This is a genomic window from Emergencia sp. JLR.KK010 (assembly GCF_037018265.1).
Lineage (GTDB): Bacteria > Bacillota > Clostridia > Peptostreptococcales > Anaerovoracaceae > Senimuribacter > Senimuribacter intestinalis.
The window spans coordinates 1,220,427-1,240,023 of the sequence record NZ_CP143550.1; the positions used below are offsets into that span (position 1 = coordinate 1,220,427).

The 19,597-nt window shown below is 41.8% G+C and carries 33 protein-coding genes; 22 read left to right on the forward strand and 11 right to left on the reverse strand.

Annotation, left to right across the window (positions count from 1 at the left end; translation table 11 throughout):
* The first annotated feature begins 11 nt into the window (after positions 1 to 11).
* Together V1225_RS05710 and V1225_RS05715 are read left to right on the forward strand one after the other, a co-directional pair.
* On the forward strand, positions 12 to 1,262 hold the full coding sequence (locus tag V1225_RS05710; protein ID WP_160202419.1) for an adenosylhomocysteinase: 1,251 nt from the start codon (positions 12 to 14) through the stop codon (positions 1,260 to 1,262).
* Between the two features lie 47 nt (positions 1,263 to 1,309).
* Positions 1,310 to 1,879 (forward strand): TIGR01440 family protein, encoded by a 570-nt coding sequence (locus V1225_RS05715; protein ID WP_160202420.1) that lies wholly within the window; start codon positions 1,310 to 1,312, stop codon positions 1,877 to 1,879.
* Positions 1,880 to 2,141: 262 nt separating this feature from the next.
* Here V1225_RS05715 and V1225_RS05720 read toward each other — a convergent pair whose 3' ends face one another.
* The 7 genes from V1225_RS05720 to V1225_RS05750 all read right to left on the reverse strand — a co-directional run bounded on the left by V1225_RS05720 (position 2,142) and on the right by V1225_RS05750 (position 9,574).
* Positions 2,142 to 3,371, reverse strand: coding sequence for a hypothetical protein (locus V1225_RS05720; protein ID WP_251616151.1), 1,230 nt, complete (start codon positions 3,369 to 3,371; stop codon positions 2,142 to 2,144).
* A gap of 206 nt (positions 3,372 to 3,577) precedes the next feature.
* Positions 3,578 to 4,312: a hypothetical protein gene (locus V1225_RS05725; protein ID WP_251632438.1), complete on the reverse strand. Its 735-nt coding sequence runs from the start codon at positions 4,310 to 4,312 to the stop codon at positions 3,578 to 3,580.
* Between the two features lie 61 nt (positions 4,313 to 4,373).
* Positions 4,374 to 4,745 carry a cell wall hydrolase gene (locus V1225_RS05730; RefSeq protein WP_160202423.1) on the reverse strand — a complete coding sequence of 124 codons (372 nt, stop codon included), beginning with the start codon at positions 4,743 to 4,745 and terminating at the stop codon, positions 4,374 to 4,376.
* Between the two features lie 37 nt (positions 4,746 to 4,782).
* Entirely contained in the window at positions 4,783 to 6,315 is a 1,533-nt protein-coding gene (locus tag V1225_RS05735) for a recombinase family protein (protein ID WP_338547772.1), read from the reverse strand.
* A 99-nt stretch (positions 6,316 to 6,414) separates the two neighbouring features.
* Positions 6,415 to 7,455: a virulence RhuM family protein gene (locus tag V1225_RS05740; RefSeq protein WP_338547774.1), complete on the reverse strand. Its 1,041-nt coding sequence runs from the start codon at positions 7,453 to 7,455 to the stop codon at positions 6,415 to 6,417.
* Between the two features lie 400 nt (positions 7,456 to 7,855).
* Entirely contained in the window at positions 7,856 to 8,689 is an 834-nt protein-coding gene (locus V1225_RS05745; RefSeq protein ID WP_338547776.1) for a hypothetical protein, read from the reverse strand.
* Positions 8,690 to 9,034: 345 nt separating this feature from the next.
* On the reverse strand, positions 9,035 to 9,574 hold the full coding sequence (locus tag V1225_RS05750; RefSeq protein ID WP_338547778.1) for a helix-turn-helix transcriptional regulator: 540 nt from the start codon (positions 9,572 to 9,574) through the stop codon (positions 9,035 to 9,037).
* Positions 9,575 to 9,712: 138 nt separating this feature from the next.
* Here V1225_RS05750 and V1225_RS05755 point away from each other — a divergent pair, with 138 nt between their 5' ends.
* On the forward strand, positions 9,713 to 9,904 hold the full coding sequence (locus tag V1225_RS05755) for a helix-turn-helix domain-containing protein (RefSeq protein ID WP_338547427.1): 192 nt from the start codon (positions 9,713 to 9,715) through the stop codon (positions 9,902 to 9,904).
* Positions 9,905 to 10,134: 230 nt separating this feature from the next.
* On the opposite strand, the gene V1225_RS05760 is transcribed toward V1225_RS05755, so the two are convergent.
* Positions 10,135 to 10,353, reverse strand: coding sequence for a hypothetical protein (locus V1225_RS05760; protein ID WP_160202429.1), 219 nt, complete (start codon positions 10,351 to 10,353; stop codon positions 10,135 to 10,137).
* Between the two features lie 115 nt (positions 10,354 to 10,468).
* Between V1225_RS05760 and V1225_RS05765 the strand changes: the two genes are divergently transcribed.
* Positions 10,469 to 10,621: a hypothetical protein gene (locus V1225_RS05765; protein WP_160202430.1), complete on the forward strand. Its 153-nt coding sequence runs from the start codon at positions 10,469 to 10,471 to the stop codon at positions 10,619 to 10,621.
* Here the strand turns inward: V1225_RS05765 and V1225_RS05770 are convergent.
* Positions 10,611 to 10,976 (reverse strand): hypothetical protein, encoded by a 366-nt coding sequence (locus V1225_RS05770; protein WP_338547781.1) that lies wholly within the window; start codon positions 10,974 to 10,976, stop codon positions 10,611 to 10,613. The two genes, V1225_RS05765 and V1225_RS05770, sit on opposite strands and share 11 nt — an antisense overlap.
* Before the next feature lie 147 nt (positions 10,977 to 11,123).
* Here V1225_RS05770 and V1225_RS05775 point away from each other — a divergent pair, with 147 nt between their 5' ends.
* From V1225_RS05775 to V1225_RS05785, 3 genes are all read left to right on the forward strand, one after another.
* Positions 11,124 to 11,324, forward strand: coding sequence for a hypothetical protein (locus V1225_RS05775; protein WP_160202432.1), 201 nt, complete (start codon positions 11,124 to 11,126; stop codon positions 11,322 to 11,324).
* A 16-nt stretch (positions 11,325 to 11,340) separates the two neighbouring features.
* Positions 11,341 to 11,511 carry a hypothetical protein gene (locus tag V1225_RS05780; RefSeq protein WP_338547783.1) on the forward strand — a complete coding sequence of 57 codons (171 nt, stop codon included), beginning with the start codon at positions 11,341 to 11,343 and terminating at the stop codon, positions 11,509 to 11,511.
* A gap of 109 nt (positions 11,512 to 11,620) precedes the next feature.
* A complete protein-coding gene (locus tag V1225_RS05785) occupies positions 11,621 to 11,800 on the forward strand; it encodes a hypothetical protein (protein ID WP_251616165.1) in 180 nt (59 codons plus the stop codon).
* A 1-nt stretch (position 11,801) separates the two neighbouring features.
* Here the strand turns inward: V1225_RS05785 and V1225_RS05790 are convergent, their stop codons facing one another.
* Positions 11,802 to 12,506 (reverse strand): hypothetical protein, encoded by a 705-nt coding sequence (locus V1225_RS05790; RefSeq protein WP_251616167.1) that lies wholly within the window; start codon positions 12,504 to 12,506, stop codon positions 11,802 to 11,804.
* Positions 12,507 to 12,599: 93 nt separating this feature from the next.
* Between V1225_RS05790 and V1225_RS05795 the strand changes: the two genes are divergently transcribed.
* The 11 genes from V1225_RS05795 to V1225_RS14740 all read left to right on the forward strand — a co-directional run bounded on the left by V1225_RS05795 (position 12,600) and on the right by V1225_RS14740 (position 17,604).
* Positions 12,600 to 12,806 (forward strand): helix-turn-helix transcriptional regulator, encoded by a 207-nt coding sequence (locus tag V1225_RS05795; RefSeq protein ID WP_251616169.1) that lies wholly within the window; start codon positions 12,600 to 12,602, stop codon positions 12,804 to 12,806.
* 412 nt (positions 12,807 to 13,218) lie between these two features.
* Positions 13,219 to 13,398 (forward strand): hypothetical protein, encoded by a 180-nt coding sequence (locus V1225_RS05800; protein ID WP_338547787.1) that lies wholly within the window; start codon positions 13,219 to 13,221, stop codon positions 13,396 to 13,398.
* Positions 13,399 to 13,473: 75 nt separating this feature from the next.
* Positions 13,474 to 13,725, forward strand: a complete 252-nt coding sequence (locus tag V1225_RS05805; protein ID WP_338547789.1) for a hypothetical protein — start codon at positions 13,474 to 13,476, stop codon at positions 13,723 to 13,725.
* A complete protein-coding gene (locus V1225_RS05810; RefSeq protein ID WP_338547791.1) occupies positions 13,725 to 14,090 on the forward strand; it encodes a hypothetical protein in 366 nt (121 codons plus the stop codon). Before V1225_RS05805 ends, V1225_RS05810 begins: the two co-directional genes overlap by 1 nt.
* A complete protein-coding gene (locus V1225_RS05815) occupies positions 14,087 to 14,479 on the forward strand; it encodes a hypothetical protein (RefSeq protein ID WP_338547793.1) in 393 nt (130 codons plus the stop codon). The genes V1225_RS05810 and V1225_RS05815 overlap by 4 nt, the downstream gene beginning before the upstream one ends.
* Positions 14,476 to 14,835, forward strand: a complete 360-nt coding sequence (locus tag V1225_RS05820) for a hypothetical protein (RefSeq protein ID WP_338547795.1) — start codon at positions 14,476 to 14,478, stop codon at positions 14,833 to 14,835. Before V1225_RS05815 ends, V1225_RS05820 begins: the two co-directional genes overlap by 4 nt.
* Positions 14,801 to 14,932, forward strand: coding sequence for a hypothetical protein (locus V1225_RS05825; protein WP_338547412.1), 132 nt, complete (start codon positions 14,801 to 14,803; stop codon positions 14,930 to 14,932). Before V1225_RS05820 ends, V1225_RS05825 begins: the two co-directional genes overlap by 35 nt.
* 207 nt (positions 14,933 to 15,139) lie before the next feature.
* Positions 15,140 to 15,481: a hypothetical protein gene (locus V1225_RS05830; protein ID WP_338547797.1), complete on the forward strand. Its 342-nt coding sequence runs from the start codon at positions 15,140 to 15,142 to the stop codon at positions 15,479 to 15,481.
* Positions 15,462 to 15,776, forward strand: coding sequence for a Cas9 inhibitor AcrIIA9 family protein (locus V1225_RS05835; protein WP_338547799.1), 315 nt, complete (start codon positions 15,462 to 15,464; stop codon positions 15,774 to 15,776). Before V1225_RS05830 ends, V1225_RS05835 begins: the two co-directional genes overlap by 20 nt.
* A 9-nt stretch (positions 15,777 to 15,785) precedes the next feature.
* Complete coding sequence (locus tag V1225_RS05840; RefSeq protein WP_338547801.1) at positions 15,786 to 17,378, forward strand: PcfJ domain-containing protein; 1,593 nt, start codon at positions 15,786 to 15,788, stop codon at positions 17,376 to 17,378.
* 4 nt (positions 17,379 to 17,382) lie between these two features.
* Positions 17,383 to 17,604: a helix-turn-helix transcriptional regulator gene (locus tag V1225_RS14740; RefSeq protein WP_350339727.1), complete on the forward strand. Its 222-nt coding sequence runs from the start codon at positions 17,383 to 17,385 to the stop codon at positions 17,602 to 17,604.
* Here the strand turns inward: V1225_RS14740 and V1225_RS05845 are convergent.
* The gene (locus tag V1225_RS05845; RefSeq protein WP_338547803.1) at positions 17,537 to 17,770 is read right to left on the reverse strand and encodes a helix-turn-helix transcriptional regulator; all 234 of its coding nucleotides are present in this window, start codon (positions 17,768 to 17,770) and stop codon (positions 17,537 to 17,539) included. The genes V1225_RS14740 and V1225_RS05845 overlap by 68 nt on opposite strands.
* Before the next feature lie 100 nt (positions 17,771 to 17,870).
* On the opposite strand from V1225_RS05845, the gene V1225_RS05850 reads away from it, so the two are divergent.
* The 4 genes from V1225_RS05850 to V1225_RS05865 are packed head-to-tail and all read left to right on the forward strand — an operon-like array spanning position 17,871 to position 19,596.
* The gene (locus tag V1225_RS05850; RefSeq protein WP_338547805.1) at positions 17,871 to 18,122 is read left to right on the forward strand and encodes a hypothetical protein; all 252 of its coding nucleotides are present in this window, start codon (positions 17,871 to 17,873) and stop codon (positions 18,120 to 18,122) included.
* 26 nt (positions 18,123 to 18,148) lie between these two features.
* The gene (locus V1225_RS05855; RefSeq protein ID WP_338547807.1) at positions 18,149 to 19,129 is read left to right on the forward strand and encodes a DUF3102 domain-containing protein; all 981 of its coding nucleotides are present in this window, start codon (positions 18,149 to 18,151) and stop codon (positions 19,127 to 19,129) included.
* Positions 19,130 to 19,144: 15 nt separating this feature from the next.
* Complete coding sequence (locus tag V1225_RS05860; RefSeq protein WP_338547809.1) at positions 19,145 to 19,423, forward strand: hypothetical protein; 279 nt, start codon at positions 19,145 to 19,147, stop codon at positions 19,421 to 19,423.
* The gene (locus V1225_RS05865) at positions 19,420 to 19,596 is read left to right on the forward strand and encodes a hypothetical protein (RefSeq protein ID WP_338547811.1); all 177 of its coding nucleotides are present in this window, start codon (positions 19,420 to 19,422) and stop codon (positions 19,594 to 19,596) included. Before V1225_RS05860 ends, V1225_RS05865 begins: the two co-directional genes overlap by 4 nt.
* Position 19,597: the final 1 nt, after the last annotated feature.

Below are 19,597 nucleotides of genomic sequence, written 5' to 3' on the forward strand. Positions count from 1 at the left end.
GAATTAGAATCATGGAGAATTACGATATCAGAGATATTTCACTGGCGCCCTCAGGGCATCAGAAAATAGAATGGGTCAGAAACAATATGCCGCTTCTTCGCGGAATGGAAGAGGAGTTTTCAAAAACGAAGCCTTTTGAGGGAATCAAAATTTCTCTTTCTGTGCATTTGGAGGCGAAGACTGCATACCTTTGCAAGGTTTTGGCGGCAGGCGGCGCGGAAATGTCTGTAACAGGCAGCAATGTGCTTTCTACGCAGGATGACGTGGCAGCAGCCCTTGCAGACAGCGGCATGAAGGTATTTGCATACCACGGTGCAACACCGGAAGAATATGACAAACATATTGAAATGTGCCTTGAACACAAGGCAAACATTATCATCGATGATGGCGGTGATTTAGTCGGCATGTTGCATACAAAGCGTCCTGATTTAGCAGAAGAAGTCTGGGGCGGCTGTGAGGAAACGACTACCGGCGTCATTCGCTTAAAGGCTATGGAAAAAGAAGGTATTTTGAAATTCCCTATGGTTGCAGTAAACGACGCAGACTGCAAGCATTTGTTTGATAATCGTTACGGTACTGGACAGTCCGTTTGGGACAGTATCATGAGAAACACCAACCTGATTGTAGCAGCAAAGACTGTGGTAGTAGTCGGCTACGGCTGGTGCAGTAGAGGCATTGCAATGCGCGCAAATGCTCTGGGCGCAAAGGTGATCGTTACGGAAGTAAATCCTGTAAAAGCCATTGAAGCCAAGATGGATGGTTTTGACGTGATGACTATGGAAAAGGCTGCGCCTTACGGCGATATCTTTGTATCGGCGACAGGCTGCTGCAAGACGATTACTGTGGATCATATGCTCACCATGAAAGACAGAGCCATTTTGACTAATGCAGGTCATTTTGACTGCGAAGTAGATATGAAAGGCCTTGAAGCAGCAGCGTTAGAGAAGAAGGAAACCCGTAAGAATATTATGGGATACAGGCTCCCAAATGGAAAATGGGTCAATGTTATTGGGGAAGGTCGTCTGGTCAACATTGCGGCAGCTGACGGACACCCTGCGGAAATCATGGATATGAGTTTTGCAGTGCAAGCCCTTTCTGCCATGTACATCAAGGAGCATTACAGTGAGCTGGGAAAAGGTGTTGTCGATGTCAGCACTGAAATTGACGATGTTGTTGCAAGAAGAAAGCTTGCAGCTTGGGATATTGAAATTGATACACTGACAGAAGAGCAGGAAAAGTATCTTGCCAGCTGGAATGTATAACAGAAGCGACATGTGAACATGCAAATTCATTTAAGGAAGTGATATAAATGTCTTATGAAGAAATCAGAGAGCAGGCAGCAAGTGCGGTGAAGGAGCTTTTAGAAGCTGCAAAGCTGCAGAAAGGCGATATCTTTATTATTGGCTGCTCTTCTAGTGAAATTAAGGGAGAGCGGATTGGGAAGGGTTCGGACTTCAATGCGGCGAAAGCGGTCTATGACGGCGTTTATCCGATTCTGGCGGAAAGAGGAATCTTTCTGGCGGCACAGTGCTGTGAACACCTGAATCGTGCTGTTATTGTGGAGAGGGAAGCTCTTCTTCCCGGTACAGAGATTGCTAATGTAGTACCACAGACCCATGCAGGCGGCTCCTTTGCTATGGCAGTTTATGAAAACGCAAAGAATCCTGTAGCTGTGGAGGAAATCAAAGCGGACGCAGGTATGGATATTGGAGATACGTTAATCGGTATGCAGCTCGCGCGTGTGGCGGTGCCAGTTCGCATTTCTGTAAAGAAAATCGGAGAGGCGCATGTGGTATGCGCTAGAACCCGTCCAAAATTTATCGGCGGTAGCCGCGCTGTTTATGACGATATCCTGTCTGGCGGCGATGTGAAGCGATAGAAAAGAGAAAAAATCTTTGACATAGACAGGAACAAATACACCGGTTTCATCATACTGTAAAGTAAAATCTATGAAAGAAGCAGGTGAAATATTATGTCAAACAATTGTGGATTATTCAACAACGAAGGTGGAATCGATACTAGCTTATTGTTCTTCTTCTTACTGTTAGTAATCATTTTCTGCAACTGCGGAAACTAAACATTACCTATTAGAAAAGGGCTCCACTTGGAGCCCTTTTGGCATACTGTTTTTTAATTTAGGATTATTTCCACTGAATTTCGTAATAACCATTACCAGAACCGTATTTGGTAACCTTGATGTAGTAGGTTCCTTTTTGCAGATATCCCATATGAACGCCATTGATTGTAGTATAAAGCTCTAATCTGCCTGAATAGGAATCTGGACTGCTTCCGTTATAAAACTCGGAAGATCCCATAGACTTGGAACCGCTGTAAACGGTAATCTTGATTCCGCCAGAACCGCCGGTTTCTGTATAAACATCTAAGTTTACTGCCTGATTGCTGTTGACTTTAATCTTGTACCAGTCAGCAGAAGTCTTAGACTGGGTTGCGGTAACCAGACCTTTTTTCTTTCCGCCTTTAGAAATGCTTTTTGCTTTTGATTTGCTGCTTCCGCTGTTTTCGGTCACCTTTGTCTGTTTTACCTTAATGCTGTAGCAAGAATCAGTAGCGGTAGAAACAGCTACATAGTAGGTTCCCTTTGGAACAGCGCCAAAAGTAGTATAATCGATAGAGGAGCTTACAGTTGTAACGCCACTCAGGGTCTTTTTCTTTTTGGAATCCATGATTTTCACTTTATATTTTGAATTGGTTCCATCGCCCCAAGGGAAAGAAATTGTTAATTTTCTATTTCCTACGGTAGTAACTTTATAGTAGCGATAACCGCTTCCTGATACGGAGGCATAGAAGTCTTTGTTGGATTTTAGTGTTGAGCTGCTGGTGGTTGTTTTTGCTGGTGCATAAGTTACAGTGAAAGCGCTCTGTGCACTACCGTAAGCAGCCTCGAATACTAAGTAGTAAGTACCAGCTTTCTTTACCTGCACGGAGAAAGTCTGAACGTCGTCTGTTGTCTCAGCAGCAGCAATGCGGCGTGCGTCGATATATGAGTCATTAAGGTCTTCGTACAGATAGACATTAGTATCGCCGACAGATAAAATATCAAAGATAAAGTTTCCTGCTTTTGGAATTTCTACCGCATAATAAATTGCCTGACTTGTATATTCCGTGGTGGTATACATATTCAGGTCTTTGTCTGCAACAGTGTTTAAATTCTGTGCAACAACCGGAGTTAACTCTGTTGTGTCGTCTGCAGCTTTGAACTTAGCGGCATCCTGGAAAGGAGCTCCCTGTAATGTAATGTTTCCTTCAGGAAGCGTTACAGTATCCGCAAATACGCTCTCTGTTCCGGCAAATACTGTGGATAAAACCAAAGCCAGTGCCAGAGTGAGACTGATTAATTTTGATTTTCTCATTATTGTGTCCTTTCATATTCTTAATTGATTTTTTTCATAAAAATTATACCCCTTATGGAAGAAAAATGCAATATTCTTGCTAAAAATTTCATGTACAAGTTTGAGGAAAATTAGACAGATTCTGCTGGTTTTATCCTCGCATATTTTAATGAAAAAAGCAGATGGAAAGTCTTTTGGAACTTTCCATCTGCGGGGTACAGAGTTATTTATCTGAAATAAGGCAGTTGAGGGGTTGCGTAATAAATATAGACATATTTAATATTATAGTAGTCGATTGCACTGACGTTACCTGTGCCGATTTCCTGCAGCAGAATGTAGTTGACGCCGACGCCGATAAGGTAACCGTATCGGTCTTCAACGTTGCTGGAACCTACCAGCTGCTCAACACGCATATACTTTCCAATCTGTGTTCTGAGAAAACCGTTTAAGTACTGAAGATTTTCATAATCGATTGTCTCCTGATAGCCTGGCGGAAGGAGGGGATTATTAGGTACTTGAAACTGCGGGGCTTCAGGAAGAATACTTGGAGGAACACTACTGCTGCTTGGTGTTTGCGTGCTGCCCGTTGCGGAAGACGAAGTAACTCTTCCAGTATCTGCGTTAGCATTTGTGAAAAGCGCCGGAGGATCCGGCTGACCTGGAATGGTTTCGAAAGATCCTTCGGCAGCAGGAATAATGGAAGGTGCCTGCGTTTCTGCACCACTCTGATTTACTGCTTGTGTACCTGGCATTGGCACGGTTGAAGCGACAATCCCAGGAAAGGTAGGAGAATTTGAAGTGCCGGGCATTTGCTGCGGTGTGTATGGGTGATTGGTGCAATTTGTCATTTGAGGGTAAGTAATAATTGGTGCGGGAACAAAATTGATATCATGGTTATCTATTGGTTTTGGCTGCAGGGACACGTTACCGCATCCGCTTTTTGCATTACATAATGTTGCCATATAAATTACCTCGCTTTAAATTTTTATAACATAGGAATGTCGATTTTTGATTCGGTTGTCATTAAGTATTGGCATAATAGGAAGTTGGAAGATAAAAACAGTGATCACCGATTCGGTTATGAATCACGCCCACATTTGTAGGGAAATAGGTGGGACAGGTTGGGCTGTAAGGGTTGTGAAAGAATAGAGAACCATCCACACCGGGCAGCCTGCCGCCGCCCATTGCCCAGTCTACAATATCATAATGCTCTTGTGTCGGGGTCATATTATAAATATTTTGCCTGTTGTAAGTGCCGCCTATAGACTCGCGCAGACATACAAACTGCCCCTGCTGTAAAATGATGGCGCGAATGTCGCCGCCATTGCTAACGCGGGCAAACTCACCGTAATCTATTGTAGCGCGATTCATAATCACTGTTGCGACAGCGCGCATACCTATATGCGCTCTAGTTTACCACCACAGGCATTTTTTATAACTTGAGATGTATCTCAAGCTTGAAATCTAGCGGATTAGAGCCTTTTGGCTTATCGTACACAACGTAGTCGATGAGACCGCATAAAAACTCATTTTTGTGCTGCGGATCCAGATTTTCATAAACGTGGTCGATAAATTCCATTGCGGAGGTGATTCTCGGCAGTGTGTTTTCGGAATGTAGTTTTTTCTCTTCCAGTATCTTTATTTTCTCTTCTGCTTCGCTGATGAGGGCGTACTCTTTTTCCGTGGCAGCAGCGATTACTTTTCCACGCTGCAGAAAATCTTCCGAGGTGTAAGTTCCTTCTTCCAGTAAGTCATACTGACGCTGGCGCTTTTCCATCAGCTTTTTAATTTCTTTCCTGGCGTTTTCGATGACCTGCGAGGTAAGGGCAATCTCTTCTTCCAGTTCAGCTGCCGGGTCAATGTCGCGGTACTTCCAATGCAGACCTTCGAGTATGTCTCTGACCTGCGAAATGAGCCGCTCTTCGACGATATCTATGTAAGTGGACATTACACCTCCACAGCTTTGAGAACAACGCAGGGTAGGCTTTTTCTTGGTGGAAGAGCGCTGACTCATGGTGCGACCGCAGGCACTGCACTTGATAAGATAGGAAAGGGGATTGCTCAGGTTCCGAGAATAGATGTGCGGTACGATGCGCTCTTTGGCAAGGTCCTGCGCCTTCCAGAATGTTTCTTCATCGATGATGCCCTCGTGTTTACCTTCGTAAATATTCCAGTCTTCGATGGATTTCAGTGTGCTGCCAACGCGGCGCCCGTCTTTATAGGTGAAATCCCGCTTATTCCATGCGACTTTTCCGATGTAAATAGGGTTGTTGAGAATCCTGCGAATGGTGGTGCGCTGCCAGTCTGCTCCATTATGGTTTTTTATGCCGTGGTCTTTTAGGTACCGGGCGATACGGGTATCGCCGTAGCCTTTGTTTACGTAGAGGTCAAACATCAGCTTTATGATTTTGGCTTCCTCTTCCACAATGCAAAGGGTTTTGTTTTCCTTGCGGTACCCGAACGGGGCATTAGTGCCAATATAATTGCCGGCGTTGAGACTTGCCTGTTTTCCGCGGGCAAAACGGCGCTTGATGGTGACAAGCTCTTTTCGGGCGAAAAATGCCTTGAAGTCGAACATGTCTTCGTCTGTCTCATCGGAAAGGTCATAGGTTTTGTCAGGCGTGATGATGCGAACATGTTTCCTCTTGAAGAGATTCAGTATGTAGCCCTGATCCTGCAGGTCACCGCGACCAAGTCTGTCGATGTCCATGACAAGAACCGCATCGACAAGTCCTTCTTCGATGTCGGCAAGTAGTTCCAGCATCATGGGTCTTACTGCGATGCTGTCGCCGGTCTGCACTTCTTTATAGACCTTGACAACGTTCAGGCTTTTCGCCTTTGCCAGCCGGTTCAGGGTATCGTGGTGCCGGGCAAGAGTCACTTCGATGGGTTCATCGAGGTGCTGCTCGTCTTTCCTGGACTTGCGCAGGTACATGTATGTGTTCCATAGTTCCATTGGTTTCATGTGGGGTCTCCTTTGTTGCAGCAGGGGGCGTATAAAAATGCTTCTAAATAATGAGTTTAGAGACGCCAAATAGCGTTTCCTGCAAATGGTAAGGAAGACTTATTTGAGTAGTTTTTGTGTTGCACGATCAAAATCTGAAATGTAATCTTTATCTTGTTTTATTCTAAATTTCTCAAATTCCTTATGCGCTAAATCATCGGCAACCTTCCTGGAAACTTTACCGGCGTTGGTTAAAATATCATATTCATTAAATTCCAAAAAACTGTCAAGCTTACCTACCCAATCCTTCATTGTCATTAGTTTTTGTCGCTTAGCTTGATTTTCTGCATAATCAAGGTACATGCTGACGATATCATTAAGTCCGGAAGCTTCCTCAGTATATAAATAATTTTTAGATATTGTAACATCTGATTTCAAAATCTTCCCATCAGGCGAATTCTTCCAAGTGGTTAACCCCATATGATCCTTTGCTGAGTTTGCTCTATGACTGATCAATTCAGGAGCGGTTTCACCTGTAATAGCAAAAATCAACTTATTTTGCACTGTCTTAAAAAACGTTCGGGTTATCTCACTGTGAGGATCATAATCGCAGCTACACTGGGCATAGATATCAGTGATTTTTTGATAAAACCGTCTCTCGCTGGCACGAATTTCTTTAATTCTTTCCAACAACTCATCGAAGTAATCCTTGCCAAATGGTTTTCCATTTTTTAGCATTTCATCATTTAGAACAAACCCTTTGATGATATATTCTTTTAAGGTTGATGTTGCCCATTTTCTGAATTGTGTGGCGGCCTTTGAGTTGACACGATAACCAACAGCTATAATTGCATCTAGATTGTAGAATGCTAAAGTGCGATGAACCGTTCTATTTCCTTCCTTTTGAACTATTGGGAAATTCCCAATAGTTGAATCTTGATCTAGTTCATCACTAGCAAAGATATTTTTTAAATGCTCATTAATTGTTGAGATGTCTACTGAAAATAGTTCTGCCATAGCTTTTTGAGTAAGCCAAAAGGTTTCTTCATAAAAGGCAACAGAAACGTGTACATTGCTTTCGTCTGTTGCATAAAGTAAAATCTTACTTTGCTCTATCTTTTTATCCATTTTTTCATTATCAAAAAAGAAAAAATTGCCCATAATATTCCTCCAATTTTCATAATACTTTTTTTAAATTTCGACCTCAACTCGACAACTTTTCCAAGAATTGTTACAGGTTGCCGTAGGTGCGTTTTGATTTTGTTATAGCGGTTGACCAGCTTCGTTTATGGGCTGATCAGGATTTTCTTTGTTCATTATTAACGAGAAACATGGTGATAGCTAGTAGTACTTCGATGCTAAAAATAATACATAGTATAGTCTTAAATATTTTCATAAATGTTTCCTCCATGATTTCCGATTTGTAACTTAAAGATTTGTTGTCATCAATCTAATTCATACAATACCTTTTAAAAACTAGCCTCCGAAAATGGGTACTATCAAAACAGATCTTAATCCCATATACTTATAATCGTGTATCTACCTTGGAGCGCTATTTGAGTTACTTGGCAATAAGTAGATAAGTCGAACCCTTTTTCTCTCGATGAATTAATCCATCGGATTCTAATTCACGAATAATTTTCTGGATATTATTTTTGCTATGAGAGGGCAGTAAGCTGTAAATATCTTTTTGGAGAAGTTCTCCGCGTTTAGATGCGATTAATGATAAAGTTTCTTCTTTAAGCGTTCTCATTTCTTCCCAATATGCTATGCGCCTATCGATAGTATCTTTATAAGAGAATACTTCACTATCTGAGTTGTGCATATATTCCCATATGTCCTGAAAATAAATTTCACCGCCTTTCCCTTTTTGATAGCAGAATGTCTTAAGGGTTTGGTATAGTGTCAAAGCTTCTTTGGCTAAATCTATTGCAGTGTCGTAATCTTGTGCTTGAGCGGCTGCACTGTACTTTTTTTGCATCTCAGATTCTAAGAAGTGAATTTGGCTACCCCATTTTTCCTCAAAATCAAAGGATAATTCCTCTTCTTCAAACGTACGGTGAAATTTTGGATTTGATGACATTCTTTCCGCTTCTTTAACTGCTTCATAATCCCTTTGCTGCTGCTCGGTTAATTCAGGAGTTGCGAACTGAATCTTGCCGGCTATCTCAGTTGAAAGGTCTTTAATCGCGCTGTCGAGATTAAGACTTTCGTTATTATTTTGATGTCCTTTTTTCTTGTGTTTGCGTGAGCTCTTGAAAGACCAGAATGCAAGAAAAGCGAAAATTATTCCAATTACTACATACATTACATCAGGATTAACGAGAAACAGGGTGATAGCTAGTAGTACTTCGATGCTAAAAATAATACATAGTATAGTCTTAAATATTTTCATAAATGTTTCCTCCATAATTTCCGATTTGTAACTTAAAGATTTGTTGTCATCAATCTAATTCATACAATACCTTTTAAAAACTAGCCTCCGAAAATGGGTACTATCAAAATAGATCTTAATCCCATATACTTATAATCGTGTGCCCGTAATCTAAAAAGAGAGGGCAAGTTATGAAAAGGCAATATAAAGATTTAAAGCACACCTATTTATTGGCAGTTTATGATAAAGTAGAAGATCTCATTATTTACAACACAGCAAGAGAAGAGGGGGCTAAATTAATTTTTATTATTTTTTAATTCATTTGCAGAAATTACATATCTGCAGAGGAATTAATTCGAAAATAAGCTAAACTGATTCTTTGACGGGCGCACAATCTTCTAATTGTTCACGACCTTTGCGTTTTCGCTCTTCCCGTGCTTTTATTACTTCCTGCCGTATTTCTTCGTAATCATTATCAATTGAACTATGATTTAGTCCCTGTGCATATGCAAGTAGCCTACCTTTGCTATATGTGTCGCAGCTTACAAAACATTCCATGAGTGCGAGTGCGTCCTGCTGGATTTCAACGGATTCACTTTGTAGCAAAGCGACAATATCAGAAGTGATTGAGTAAGATTCGCCGCTCTCGGAAGCGGTATCACTGTATAGAGAAACCATTTCATTTCCATCAAGTACAGAAATCAATTCATCGAGCGAAAGATTAGCAGCAATGGCAATCTTTTGATATGTTTCTAATGATGGAGTGAGTTGTCTGCGGCTTTGCGGGTGCTGATTCTTTTCAAGCATAGAGATATACCCTTTACTCAAACCCGACCTATTAGCAAAATCTTGCATGGTAAGCTTATTCTCTACTCTATAGTTATGTATAAATTCACCAAGTTTCATAAATATCACCTTTCATTTGTTTACTACATTATACAAATTGAATTTTATAAAGTCAAGAAAAAAGTTTACGATATTAAACAAAAAGTAGTTGACAAAATTAGTTTACTGTCGTAAACTAAGACAAAAGGAGGAAACGAAATGGAAAATATTTTGAAAAAGTGCAGAGAAGAACAGGGTATGACACAAGATGAATTGGCTAAAAAGTCAGGAGTGGCAAGAACGACAATTTCATTTCTTGAAACCCAAAAGAAAATCGATGTGAAGTTAAGCACGTTGTCGGCGCTTGCTAAATCTGTGGGAAAAGAGGTTAGTGAAGTTTTTTTAATATAAAAGTTTACTGTTGTAAACGAATTGGTTTGAAGAGGAAGGTGAAAGCAAATTGAACATACCGGAAAAATCTATGTACTGCCTGTGGAACCATTTAGAAAGTTTTCATAGACAAGCTATGGATAGAAAAATAGCCGACTTTGGAGAACCATGCTCAGACTGCAAGTACTGGTTAGACTGCGGCGGAGATTGGATTTCAAAAGTCGGCAATACAAAACCATCAGATTTAGAATTTAGCGTGGTTCGTTGGGAGCCGAGATAAATACAGGGCATCTGCCGTATTCATCAAGGTGTGGACAATCTTCTGAGTAGTCGCAGAAATATCCCACCTTTTTGTAGCCGGGGCTGAGATTACCAAGGATATGAATCTCAGATGTTTCGACACGAATACTTTGAGGCGACTTTAAATATGGGCATTGACCTGTATAAACAAAAGAATCATATTTTGCCATTTGCATTCTCCTTTCTTAACTACTCGACCACGGCAATGGTCTGTGTATCCATTATAAAACAAGGCGGGGAATCGGACAAGTAAAATGAAAGAGAATTTGAGAAGGGGGTGAAGGAATGGATATTGAGAAAGAAATCAGGCAAATCAAAATGAAAGTAGACGACTTGACGAAATCAAATCACCTACTAAGGATTTGCATTAACGTGCTTAGCATAGCGCTTTTGATACACGTGGGAGACGAAATCATCACAAAATTGCTTAATGGATAATTGTGTAAATAGTTGCAGCAAGAGTTGCGGCTACAAGTACGATATTAAGCCAAGATTTGCGTGATTCGGATTTTAATCGTGCAGAGTCATTCTCGTAGCGCTTTAAATCGTCTTCATGCCAAACTTCGGCTTTTTGTTGATTCTCAATGTGTTCTTGATGTTGGACATCAAGTCGCTTGTTTGTTTCCTCTAGGGAACGCATCGTATTAGACATTAAGTCGATAAGCGCATCCAGCTTTGCCCCTTCTGGCGTAGTAGGATTGCGAAGATATTCTAATGTTTCATCAGATATTTCAAGGTCGTTCTGATGAATGAGAGAATTGAGAAGTTTTTCCTGATCTTTGATGGATGCCATAATAATCTCCTTGGTATTGATAAGGAAATTATATCATAGCTATAAATTGCGAACAAGCATAAGGGAGAAAGGCGGACCGGAAAAAGTTTTTACAAAAACAAAAGACGCAGGGTAAAAAGGAATTTTTAAAGAGGGAGGCGAAAACGTGTGAACAGGAACGTGGCAATAAAAATCAAGGCAATGGAAAGAATTGAAACACTCTCAAAGTTTAGAAGAGAACTTGCAGAGTCGTATCAGAAAAATATAGATGCCGAAGAAAACGCAATATTGTCTGAGAGTTATTCTAAGCTTGAGAACGCTGTACAGACTGTATTTGATGCGGAAATCAAATACCTATCGAAGATTTGAGAAGGGAGGCGAAGGAATGGATTTTGAGAAAGAAATCAGGCGGCTTAAAGAAAGTAATATGCACATAGAAAAGCAGGTACATTTAATTACCAAGACTTTAAGGACATTTGCTTGGTCAGCCCTTGGAAATACGATAACGGTCTCTTTACTGGCAATTAACCTGTTAATAATTGTACACCAATGGTAATAGCCCCTCCGACGAAAATACCGGCGATAGTCTGTGTATCCATTATAAAACAAAGCGGAGAATCGGACAAGCAAAACGAAAGAGAATTTGAGGAGGGAGGTGAAACGCTATGGAAGATATTATTACTGATATGGTAGCCGAGCTGGAGAAGACAAAAGAAGGAAAAGAGGTACTTCTGTGGCTTAAAACGGATAACAGCATCATTCAAATCCAGAAAATGATGCTGCAGGGAGAGGTGCTGTTGGGAATTTCTAAACTTTTGAAAATGTTAAGGAATCAAGTCATATAAACTATTTGAGCATTCCGGAACTTACCAATATCGAAATTAATTTCTTTGAAGCATCAGGATCTTTACCTAGCTCTTGAATGAATTTTAACTGTTGTTCTCCTTCAGATAATGATTCATCAGTTATTGTTGCAAACAAATTTGGATTATTAATTAAGAGCATAAGAAGATCACCAAGAGCTTCTTGGTTTGTTGGCGCTGAGTGCTCGTATACGGATGGGGTAAAGCTGGTAAAAGAACACAACTCAAGAAATTGATTATCAGGCTTATCGGGATTTTTTGCATAAAAATCGAAACGTAGCTTTAATTGTTCCGCTAGATTGTGCATCCCGTCGGGATCTTGAGTGTATTCAATATATCTTAAATGTGATATATCGAAAGGGATACTTTGCGCACTTTTTTCTCGAATTAAAATTGTGCGAGGGCTTATAGCATGCCTGATTCCAAGTTCATAAAACACATTCGGATTAGGGTAGGTTATATCAGCAATGACATATGTAGAATGCATTAACTTAAGAAAGATATCATTGCTTATTGAGCTTGGATTTAACTCTTCGTCGGCGCGAATAACAGATAAATCAGGAGCAGCTTTTTGAACAGCTTCCTTGATGATAAAATCATATTTCTTCTTTAAATCTGCAGCCGTGACGGTAGCACCATTAATTGTCTGATCACCGATCGGCATGATTACAAAGCAACTGTTATTCATTATTTTTTCTCCTTTATGACTAAGTATAGAACGCTAGAACATCATGTTCACTATATATAGTATAAAGAGATTTGGAAGAGAGGTCAAGTGAATATGGAAAAAGAAAAGGAAATTTTATTAAAAATAGAAACCTGCCTGAAAGAAAGAGAAATATCAAAGTGTGATTTTGCTAAAAAACTTGGGTGCTCAACGAGACTAGTACATTACTGGTTTAGGGGCGAACGAGGGATATCAATTAACATGATGGATAAGGCATTAAAGTTATTGGGGATTACAGTTAAGCTTGGAGATGAAGGTTGACCGGATTAAAAGTAAAGCGCATAGGACAAACCGTAAAGCTGTATGAATTAAATGAGGTACATATTGACGCAAAAAGGAAGAGATGAGAGTGGTGGATTTCCTAAAGTTGTCGATTTCGTATGAGCCTGAAAGGGTTTTGGCGGCAGAAATATATTTACACACTTTCCGCCGCCATTGGTATATTTGCTGAATAAGGAGTTACGCTTATTCGTTAGAGATTATATCACAAAATCCAAAGCAATTGCAACATTGTATATGATAAAAGTCGTATTAAACGAGATATGACATCAAAGTGGTCTAGTATCACAATCGTAGAGTCAGGATAATGTCTGCGATAAATACACGAGCAAGGTAGTACTCTGAAGCATAGGACAAAGTTCTTTGCTCATACGATAAAGAAAGGAGGGAAACCATGGTCAGAACTGTCTCAGACTTAGAAGGATACAAGTATAAAGTCGTTCACGACTCGGGAGATGTTACATATTTTAACGAGCTAAAGATATCTGATTCACTTAGCGAGATAATGAGCCGGTGCTGGGATAGTCTGCCCGATGAAGTGAAGAGAGAAATTAACAACAGAAAAAGGAACTGAAGCTATGCCAAGAAAATCACACCGCCAGCGCCGTAAGAAAATTGGACAAGCTTCGGCGCTGCGAAAGGAGAAAATATGCAAGTAGAAACAGCACAAATGATTGAAGAAAAGTCTCGCTTTGTTACAGGTATAGAAACGCTTTTGAGTCTGGATAAAAATAGCATGGTAGACAGCCTCATATACAAGTTTGATATGCAAGACGAAGCCGGCGAAGTTTACGACGAATATGTTGGAATCGCCTGGGAAACAGGTGGCGCTAAGAGAGTACTGGTAACAGGATATAGCAATGGAGCCATACTAAAAGAAATTATAAAGGAGGTCTACTGATGGATACATACCAGGGAACATGCAAATACTGCGGAGAAACAAAGCTGATTATGGAAGAAAGTCAAGACGCGGCAGATGAGCAGGTGAGCAAGGACTGCTCCTGCGGCGGTGCGAAATTGGAAGAAATCAAAGCAAGACTGATGGCAAACATCAATTTCATCTCGAGAAAAAACGAAAAGAAGGCACTATCTCAGCTGACAGACGAGCAGGTTAAATTGCTTAAACGTGCAGGCGCTGAAATCGTAAACGGTAACTGCTACAAAGCCGTCTTTGATTTTGAGAGTTCCAAAGTAACGATTTGGAACGCAGGGGAAAAGTACAGGATTAAGCGAACCGCGACCAGAGAGGAGATAGCAGAAGCATGATAGACGAAAAATACTACCTATATGCAGTAGAACAAATGGACCGTGCGGTAAGAGAGAAGAAAAAGTACAACGGCTGGAAAGACAAACCAGAGCGCATTTGCTTTTATACCGGCAGACCTTACGCAGAACGACACGAAGTATTTTATGGAAGTGCAAAAAGAGAAATTAGTCGGGACCACGGATTCCAGGTAGATCTTTGCAACGAAAGGCATGATGAAATACATAAATCCACCTTGAGGGGAAAAGCAGAGAGCCAGAAGTGGCGTGAAACCTACGAGCGAGCATACATTGACCGCCTAATAGACGAAGGAGCAAGCGAAGAAGATGCCTTGGAAAGCTGGATGCGGCTCATCGGCAGAAATTACATACAGGAGTTGACACCAAAATGATACCATGTCCAAAATGTGGAAATCTTGATTATCATGCAGCCCGGCAGTGTCCGCAATTTGGCGGAAAGCCGGTCTGTACCAGGTGCTGCATGGAATGTACATATTACGAGCATAACGCGATACTGTACCCATGCAGGTATCATATATACAATCCGAAACCGGATTACCGCGGCGAAATCGAAAAACTCAGCAGACAGATTGCGGTTAAGGAACGCCAGATTAAGCATTTTTACCAAAACGACAAGCCTTGGATCGCGGAAAAAATCGAAAGAGAAACAAGCTGGCTTCATGGACAGAAGCGAGAATGGGAGAGAAAACGAGATGAAGAAACTAAAAAAGCTGGCACTGAAATATGACGCAGCAGCCTACATATATGCGGTATGCACATTGCTGATTACCGCATCACCAATCATTACCTTGTGGCTGCTCCTTTATGGCGCCGGCTGCGAATAGGAGGAGACAATGAAAAGACTATGGAAAAGAATCAGAGAATGTCCAGCGTGCCCGCTGCACGTAAAATGCTATAAACGTGGGCACTGGCCATGCGGGAACAAAACCTGCTTCATGAGAAAAAGAAAAAGACTCGCAAAAGCGAGTCAAGCCGTTGAGTAGGTACTGCAATACCTATTCCTAATTTACCACAAAATGAGGAGAAAAGCAATGAATTTGAATCAAAAAATCAACCTGAAAGAATTTTGCCGGCGTGCGAAAGAAGCCGGCTGTGAAGTCATACAAAGCGGCAGGAGCAGATGCTATGCCGCTTCGCCGAGAGAGATTGCCGTTGTAACGACCACCGGCGCGATCCGGATTCCCATTGAGAATGCCCAGCGCTTTCTATGGGACTACCAAGTAGCAGTAGAAACCGCCTGCAAGATGTGGAACGAACTCACCCTGATAGAAAAGAACCAGCTGGCAAAAGAAAAGCACATGACCTACGGCGAACTGCAGCAGGTCATGTACATGCTGAAATTAGGAGGAAGAAATGAGCAAGAAAACAGATGACGCCATCGCCAAGATTACGGCAGAATGCGAAGGGAAAGAATACCTAATCCCTTTTGAAGAGTATTTAACCTCAATTTGCAATGACGCAGTTGCGGAGAAAATCCTAAAAGACGACAAGAAACTGGAAGACTGCTTTAAGAAGATGAAAGAAGTGGCCAGGAGTAGGCAGAAAAATGGCTGTGCGTACATTCCGAATGAGGAAGGCTTTGAAATCATCAGAGACTATTACGGAATTACCTGCACGGATTTAAGAAAAATTGCCGAAAACGTAATCGACATTACAGATTTACTGTAGGAGGCGGCCATGAAATACGAAGTTTTGAAAATGAAGAAAAACCCTTGGAACATTGTGCTGCCAAAGGGAATTGAGAAGTATGCACATACCTCTATCCGCCACCCGATTATTTATGACCGGTTTAAAAAGCGGGCCTTTTGCATTTCCTGCGGAGAGTACTTTGATTATGTGAATCCGGGAAAATCCATCCCAAAGGCAAGGACGGTGCATGTAATGGAGAGATTCACAGCGGACGAATTCATAACCTGTCCGCTGTGCGGTCATGAAGGAAAAGCGAACCCGCACACAAGAAATGTATTCATAGACAATGCAGTGGCAGTAGGAAATGTAAAGACTGATTCCCTATACATCAACGTCCTTTACGCCTGTTACGAATACGAGCAGAGTAGCTTTGCTGATTTGAAAGAATTGAAGGGGAGAATTTATACAGCAGAGACGGTCAAGATTGCAAAGAGTGAGCAAACCGCCTATACAAAATGGGGAAAAAGCTGGTTCAAATGTAACAATGTGCACATTTGCGCAGAGACCACGAGAATGAGGCCCCATATACACGAGAGTATGGCAAGAGCGGTCAGGGAAAGCTTTCTGCGGTACGCAGGAATAGAAATAGAGCAGGACAGCAGACCGGACATCAATGTTTTGGTAAAGCGCCTGGCAGTGAATGCAAAGCACCCGCAGCTGGAATACCTGAAAAAAGCGGGGTTGGGCGAGATAGAAAGCGGCTTAATCTACGGCGCAAGTACGTTTCTGCGACCGAACTGGCGCAGAAATGATTTGCCCGGCGTGCTTGGCATTACCAGTCAGGACATAGACAAGCTGAGACAGTGGAAGCTGTTTGACGTCGATCACATTGCAGCCTACAAGCACATCAAGAAGTATCATAAGAAAATCCGGAAAAAAGACATGGAAGACTTTTTTGCCTTCTTCGACGATATCGGTCCTTTTGTGACAACGACGCAGTGGGGCGTAAGCTTGAAAGGTATGGATCCGCTAAAAACCGCAAGGTACTTAGAAAAGCTATATCAAGACAATAGACCGTACTGCGGTCACGGCATTTATGGGTACAGCAGAGGACTTGTATTAGGTGGATATAAAGACTACATTGGGCAGATAAGAGAACTTAAGTACCCTGAAACAGATTATTACCTTTATGCAAAAGACTTCACCGCGGCCCATGAACGAGCCTCTGCGCAGCTGAGAGAAAAGAAGAAAAAAGAATACGAGGAAGAAGTACGGGCAAAAAATGAAAAACTCGCGAAACAGGTTGAAAAACTCGAAAAACTGAGCTGGTCCGACGGTACTTATCTAATCAGACCACTCAGGAGCGCAGCAGAGTTTTTGGAAGAAGGCGCAAATAACAATAACTGCGTTGCCAGCTACACAGAGAGGGCGGCCAATGGGAAAACCAGCATTTTCGTAATCAGAAAGTGCGAAGCACCGGACGAGTCCTTTGTAACGCTGGAATTTAGAGACGGCGAAATAGCGCAATGCAGAGGAAAAGGCAACCGCGACGCAGGAATCGAAGTGGATGCCTTTGCCGAGCGTTGGCTAGAGGAAGTTGTGAAAAGAAAGCAGAAAGGAGCAGCTGCACCAGCAGCGTAAAACTATGAGAGCAATATTGAAAAAAGCCCGGCAAGATGCAGGGCTGACACAAGCGCAAGTCGCCGAGCACTTGGGCATTCATGAGCGATATTACAAAGCACTGGAAAGCGGAGAGCGGCTCGGTGGAATAGAGTACTGGGATAAGCTTGAGGATTTGTTTAATATTCATCAACGAAAACTCCGTGAGAATGAAGCCACTCATCCCGGCCAAGGAGCCAGTCGATAGAAACGTCCAACTTATCTGCAATCCTTATCAAAACAGGAAATGGGGGAAATCTATCTTCGCTTTCGTAATTTCGATAGGCTCGTAACCCCATAGATAAGTACTCAGACATTTCAAGAGCGGTGACACCTCTTTTCTTGCGAATATAGTTAAGACGCTTGCCAAACATAAAAGACCTCCAAAAAATATTCTTGACAGTGCTCAAATTGTACACTATAATCGTTAAAAAAGATAGTGCTCAAAATGAGCACTAAAACGGGAGGTTAATCATGAACGAGAAATTAGAAAAGAGATTGGACGATTATTTCTATGGAGATTACTTTGAAGAGCTGGAGGAGAACGAAGAAACAAAGGCTGCTTGCAACGAGTGTTATTTGCTCTTAGAGCCAGTGCAAAGAATAAATCACAAGCTATTCTTTGAAATCGATGACGCAATAACCGCAGTGGGATTTGAATATGAAAGAAGAGGATTCAAGCAAGGCTACCAGTACGCACTGGAAATGCTTGGACTTGCAAAATGATGCCATATAGGCAGAGAGGAGAAGATATGGAACAAATTATTGATGTAGAATACAAAGAAATCGCAGACTTGGAAAACTTGACAACAGAAGAATTAAAAAACGGAGCCAATCTCTATTGGAGTCAGATGGAACTACTGGGAAAGATGGGGATTGAGTTGGCGGCAGAAGCAGGTAAAAATTTGATTATCATCAAAAAAAGAATCGGACATGGTGGGTGGGAAGAATGGTGTAGTGAAAACCTAAAGTTCAGCAAAAGAAAAGCTGAAAATATGATGAAGTTGGCAAAAGAAAGAGATGGGAAATGTGGAGTATTTGCAAATCCGCACATATTTGCGGATATTGGAATTTCAAAGGTTTGGGCACTTTTATCTGCGCCGGAAGAGGTGGTTGAAAAGGTCATGGAGAATCCCGGAGTGCCTGACATGACTGTAAAAGAATTGAAGGATGAAATCAAGCGTTTAAAAGAGGAGAAACAAGGTATCGAGACGGAACTGGAAGCAGTCACGGAAAACGGAGCGCAGGCGCAGGCAGACCTTAGAGCGGAAATCGACCGCCTGAAAGCCGAGCTTGCCAGCCAGCCGGCGGCGGACCCTGCAGTCCTTGCCGAAAAGGAAGCAGAACTGCAGAAAATGCAGGACAAGCTGGCCAAGGAAAAGGAGAAATCCAAGAAGCTGAAAGAATCCGTAGATGCGGAAAAAGAAAAGGCGGCATCCGAGGCACGGGCAAAAGCGGAAGAGGACGCAAAGGCAAAGGTCAGCGAAGACCTGCGCCTGCTGCAGGAAAGCAACCAACAGGCCGCCGAGGAAATTGACCGTTTGACTCGAAAACTGGCCAACAATTCCAATACCGAAGTGGCGACCTTTAAAGCATATGCAGACCAGCTGCAGAAAGCATTTGGCAGCTGTGTGGAGTCGATCGAAAGCATGGAAAGCGAGAACACCGAGCAGGCAGAAAAAATGCGATGCGCCCTAAAGCAGATTATGACACAGATGATAGAGAGGGTTTAAGAGGGAGAATGAGCAATGTATTATCTAAGAGCAAAGCCATTCAGTAACGGAACTGAATATGAAGTATTCAGGCAGAACTATTGTGACAACGGGTGTAGATTCCACAAGGAGCGGGAAGACGATGGATTTCCCGAATTCTTAGAAAACGGAGGATGTCCGATAGAGGACGGCATGGAATCTGCGAGATTTGATAGAAATACTTTTCCAAACGTGCTATTGGAGATTCGGGAAGAAAGGAACTGCATAAATTATCACCATTGCCCATTTTACTTAAAGAAAGGAGAAGAAAAATGAATAAATGTATGGCATCAGAAGGTGGAATTTGTAGAAATGCTTACGCACTTGGGCTGAAATGCGATGGTTACAGCAGCGAGTGTAAATTAAGACCGCATTATTCAAACGTAGAAAAAGCAACAATGGCCGTAATAGAGTCTATCAGAAAATCTTTTGGATTAAAAGGAGAATGAG

What these genes read in the sequence shown, in the direction of transcription:
- V1225_RS05710 (WP_160202419.1), top strand. Translation starts at nt 12, where the DNA reads ATGGAGAATTACGATATCAGAGATATTTCACTGGCGCCCTCAGGGCAT.
- V1225_RS05715 (WP_160202420.1), top strand. Translation starts at nt 1,310, where the DNA reads ATGTCTTATGAAGAAATCAGAGAGCAGGCAGCAAGTGCGGTGAAGGAG.
- V1225_RS05720 (WP_251616151.1), bottom strand. Translation starts at nt 3,371, where the DNA reads ATGAGAAAATCAAAATTAATCAGTCTCACTCTGGCACTGGCTTTGGTT.
- V1225_RS05725 (WP_251632438.1), bottom strand. Translation starts at nt 4,312, where the DNA reads ATGGCAACATTATGTAATGCAAAAAGCGGATGCGGTAACGTGTCCCTG.
- V1225_RS05730 (WP_160202423.1), bottom strand. Translation starts at nt 4,745, where the DNA reads ATGCGCGCTGTCGCAACAGTGATTATGAATCGCGCTACAATAGATTAC.
- V1225_RS05735 (WP_338547772.1), bottom strand. Translation starts at nt 6,315, where the DNA reads ATGAAACCAATGGAACTATGGAACACATACATGTACCTGCGCAAGTCC.
- V1225_RS05740 (WP_338547774.1), bottom strand. Translation starts at nt 7,455, where the DNA reads ATGGGCAATTTTTTCTTTTTTGATAATGAAAAAATGGATAAAAAGATA.
- V1225_RS05745 (WP_338547776.1), bottom strand. Translation starts at nt 8,689, where the DNA reads ATGAAAATATTTAAGACTATACTATGTATTATTTTTAGCATCGAAGTA.
- V1225_RS05750 (WP_338547778.1), bottom strand. Translation starts at nt 9,574, where the DNA reads ATGAAACTTGGTGAATTTATACATAACTATAGAGTAGAGAATAAGCTT.
- V1225_RS05755 (WP_338547427.1), top strand. Translation starts at nt 9,713, where the DNA reads ATGGAAAATATTTTGAAAAAGTGCAGAGAAGAACAGGGTATGACACAA.
- V1225_RS05760 (WP_160202429.1), bottom strand. Translation starts at nt 10,353, where the DNA reads ATGGCAAAATATGATTCTTTTGTTTATACAGGTCAATGCCCATATTTA.
- V1225_RS05765 (WP_160202430.1), top strand. Translation starts at nt 10,469, where the DNA reads ATGGATATTGAGAAAGAAATCAGGCAAATCAAAATGAAAGTAGACGAC.
- V1225_RS05770 (WP_338547781.1), bottom strand. Translation starts at nt 10,976, where the DNA reads ATGGCATCCATCAAAGATCAGGAAAAACTTCTCAATTCTCTCATTCAT.
- V1225_RS05780 (WP_338547783.1), top strand. Translation starts at nt 11,341, where the DNA reads ATGGATTTTGAGAAAGAAATCAGGCGGCTTAAAGAAAGTAATATGCAC.
- V1225_RS05785 (WP_251616165.1), top strand. Translation starts at nt 11,621, where the DNA reads ATGGAAGATATTATTACTGATATGGTAGCCGAGCTGGAGAAGACAAAA.
- V1225_RS05790 (WP_251616167.1), bottom strand. Translation starts at nt 12,506, where the DNA reads ATGAATAACAGTTGCTTTGTAATCATGCCGATCGGTGATCAGACAATT.
- V1225_RS05795 (WP_251616169.1), top strand. Translation starts at nt 12,600, where the DNA reads ATGGAAAAAGAAAAGGAAATTTTATTAAAAATAGAAACCTGCCTGAAA.
- V1225_RS05800 (WP_338547787.1), top strand. Translation starts at nt 13,219, where the DNA reads ATGGTCAGAACTGTCTCAGACTTAGAAGGATACAAGTATAAAGTCGTT.
- V1225_RS05805 (WP_338547789.1), top strand. Translation starts at nt 13,474, where the DNA reads ATGCAAGTAGAAACAGCACAAATGATTGAAGAAAAGTCTCGCTTTGTT.
- V1225_RS05810 (WP_338547791.1), top strand. Translation starts at nt 13,725, where the DNA reads ATGGATACATACCAGGGAACATGCAAATACTGCGGAGAAACAAAGCTG.
- V1225_RS05815 (WP_338547793.1), top strand. Translation starts at nt 14,087, where the DNA reads ATGATAGACGAAAAATACTACCTATATGCAGTAGAACAAATGGACCGT.
- V1225_RS05820 (WP_338547795.1), top strand. Translation starts at nt 14,476, where the DNA reads ATGATACCATGTCCAAAATGTGGAAATCTTGATTATCATGCAGCCCGG.
- V1225_RS05825 (WP_338547412.1), top strand. Translation starts at nt 14,801, where the DNA reads ATGAAGAAACTAAAAAAGCTGGCACTGAAATATGACGCAGCAGCCTAC.
- V1225_RS05830 (WP_338547797.1), top strand. Translation starts at nt 15,140, where the DNA reads ATGAATTTGAATCAAAAAATCAACCTGAAAGAATTTTGCCGGCGTGCG.
- V1225_RS05835 (WP_338547799.1), top strand. Translation starts at nt 15,462, where the DNA reads ATGAGCAAGAAAACAGATGACGCCATCGCCAAGATTACGGCAGAATGC.
- V1225_RS05840 (WP_338547801.1), top strand. Translation starts at nt 15,786, where the DNA reads ATGAAATACGAAGTTTTGAAAATGAAGAAAAACCCTTGGAACATTGTG.
- V1225_RS14740 (WP_350339727.1), top strand. Translation starts at nt 17,383, where the DNA reads ATGAGAGCAATATTGAAAAAAGCCCGGCAAGATGCAGGGCTGACACAA.
- V1225_RS05845 (WP_338547803.1), bottom strand. Translation starts at nt 17,770, where the DNA reads ATGTTTGGCAAGCGTCTTAACTATATTCGCAAGAAAAGAGGTGTCACC.
- V1225_RS05850 (WP_338547805.1), top strand. Translation starts at nt 17,871, where the DNA reads ATGAACGAGAAATTAGAAAAGAGATTGGACGATTATTTCTATGGAGAT.
- V1225_RS05855 (WP_338547807.1), top strand. Translation starts at nt 18,149, where the DNA reads ATGGAACAAATTATTGATGTAGAATACAAAGAAATCGCAGACTTGGAA.
- V1225_RS05860 (WP_338547809.1), top strand. Translation starts at nt 19,145, where the DNA reads ATGTATTATCTAAGAGCAAAGCCATTCAGTAACGGAACTGAATATGAA.
- V1225_RS05865 (WP_338547811.1), top strand. Translation starts at nt 19,420, where the DNA reads ATGAATAAATGTATGGCATCAGAAGGTGGAATTTGTAGAAATGCTTAC.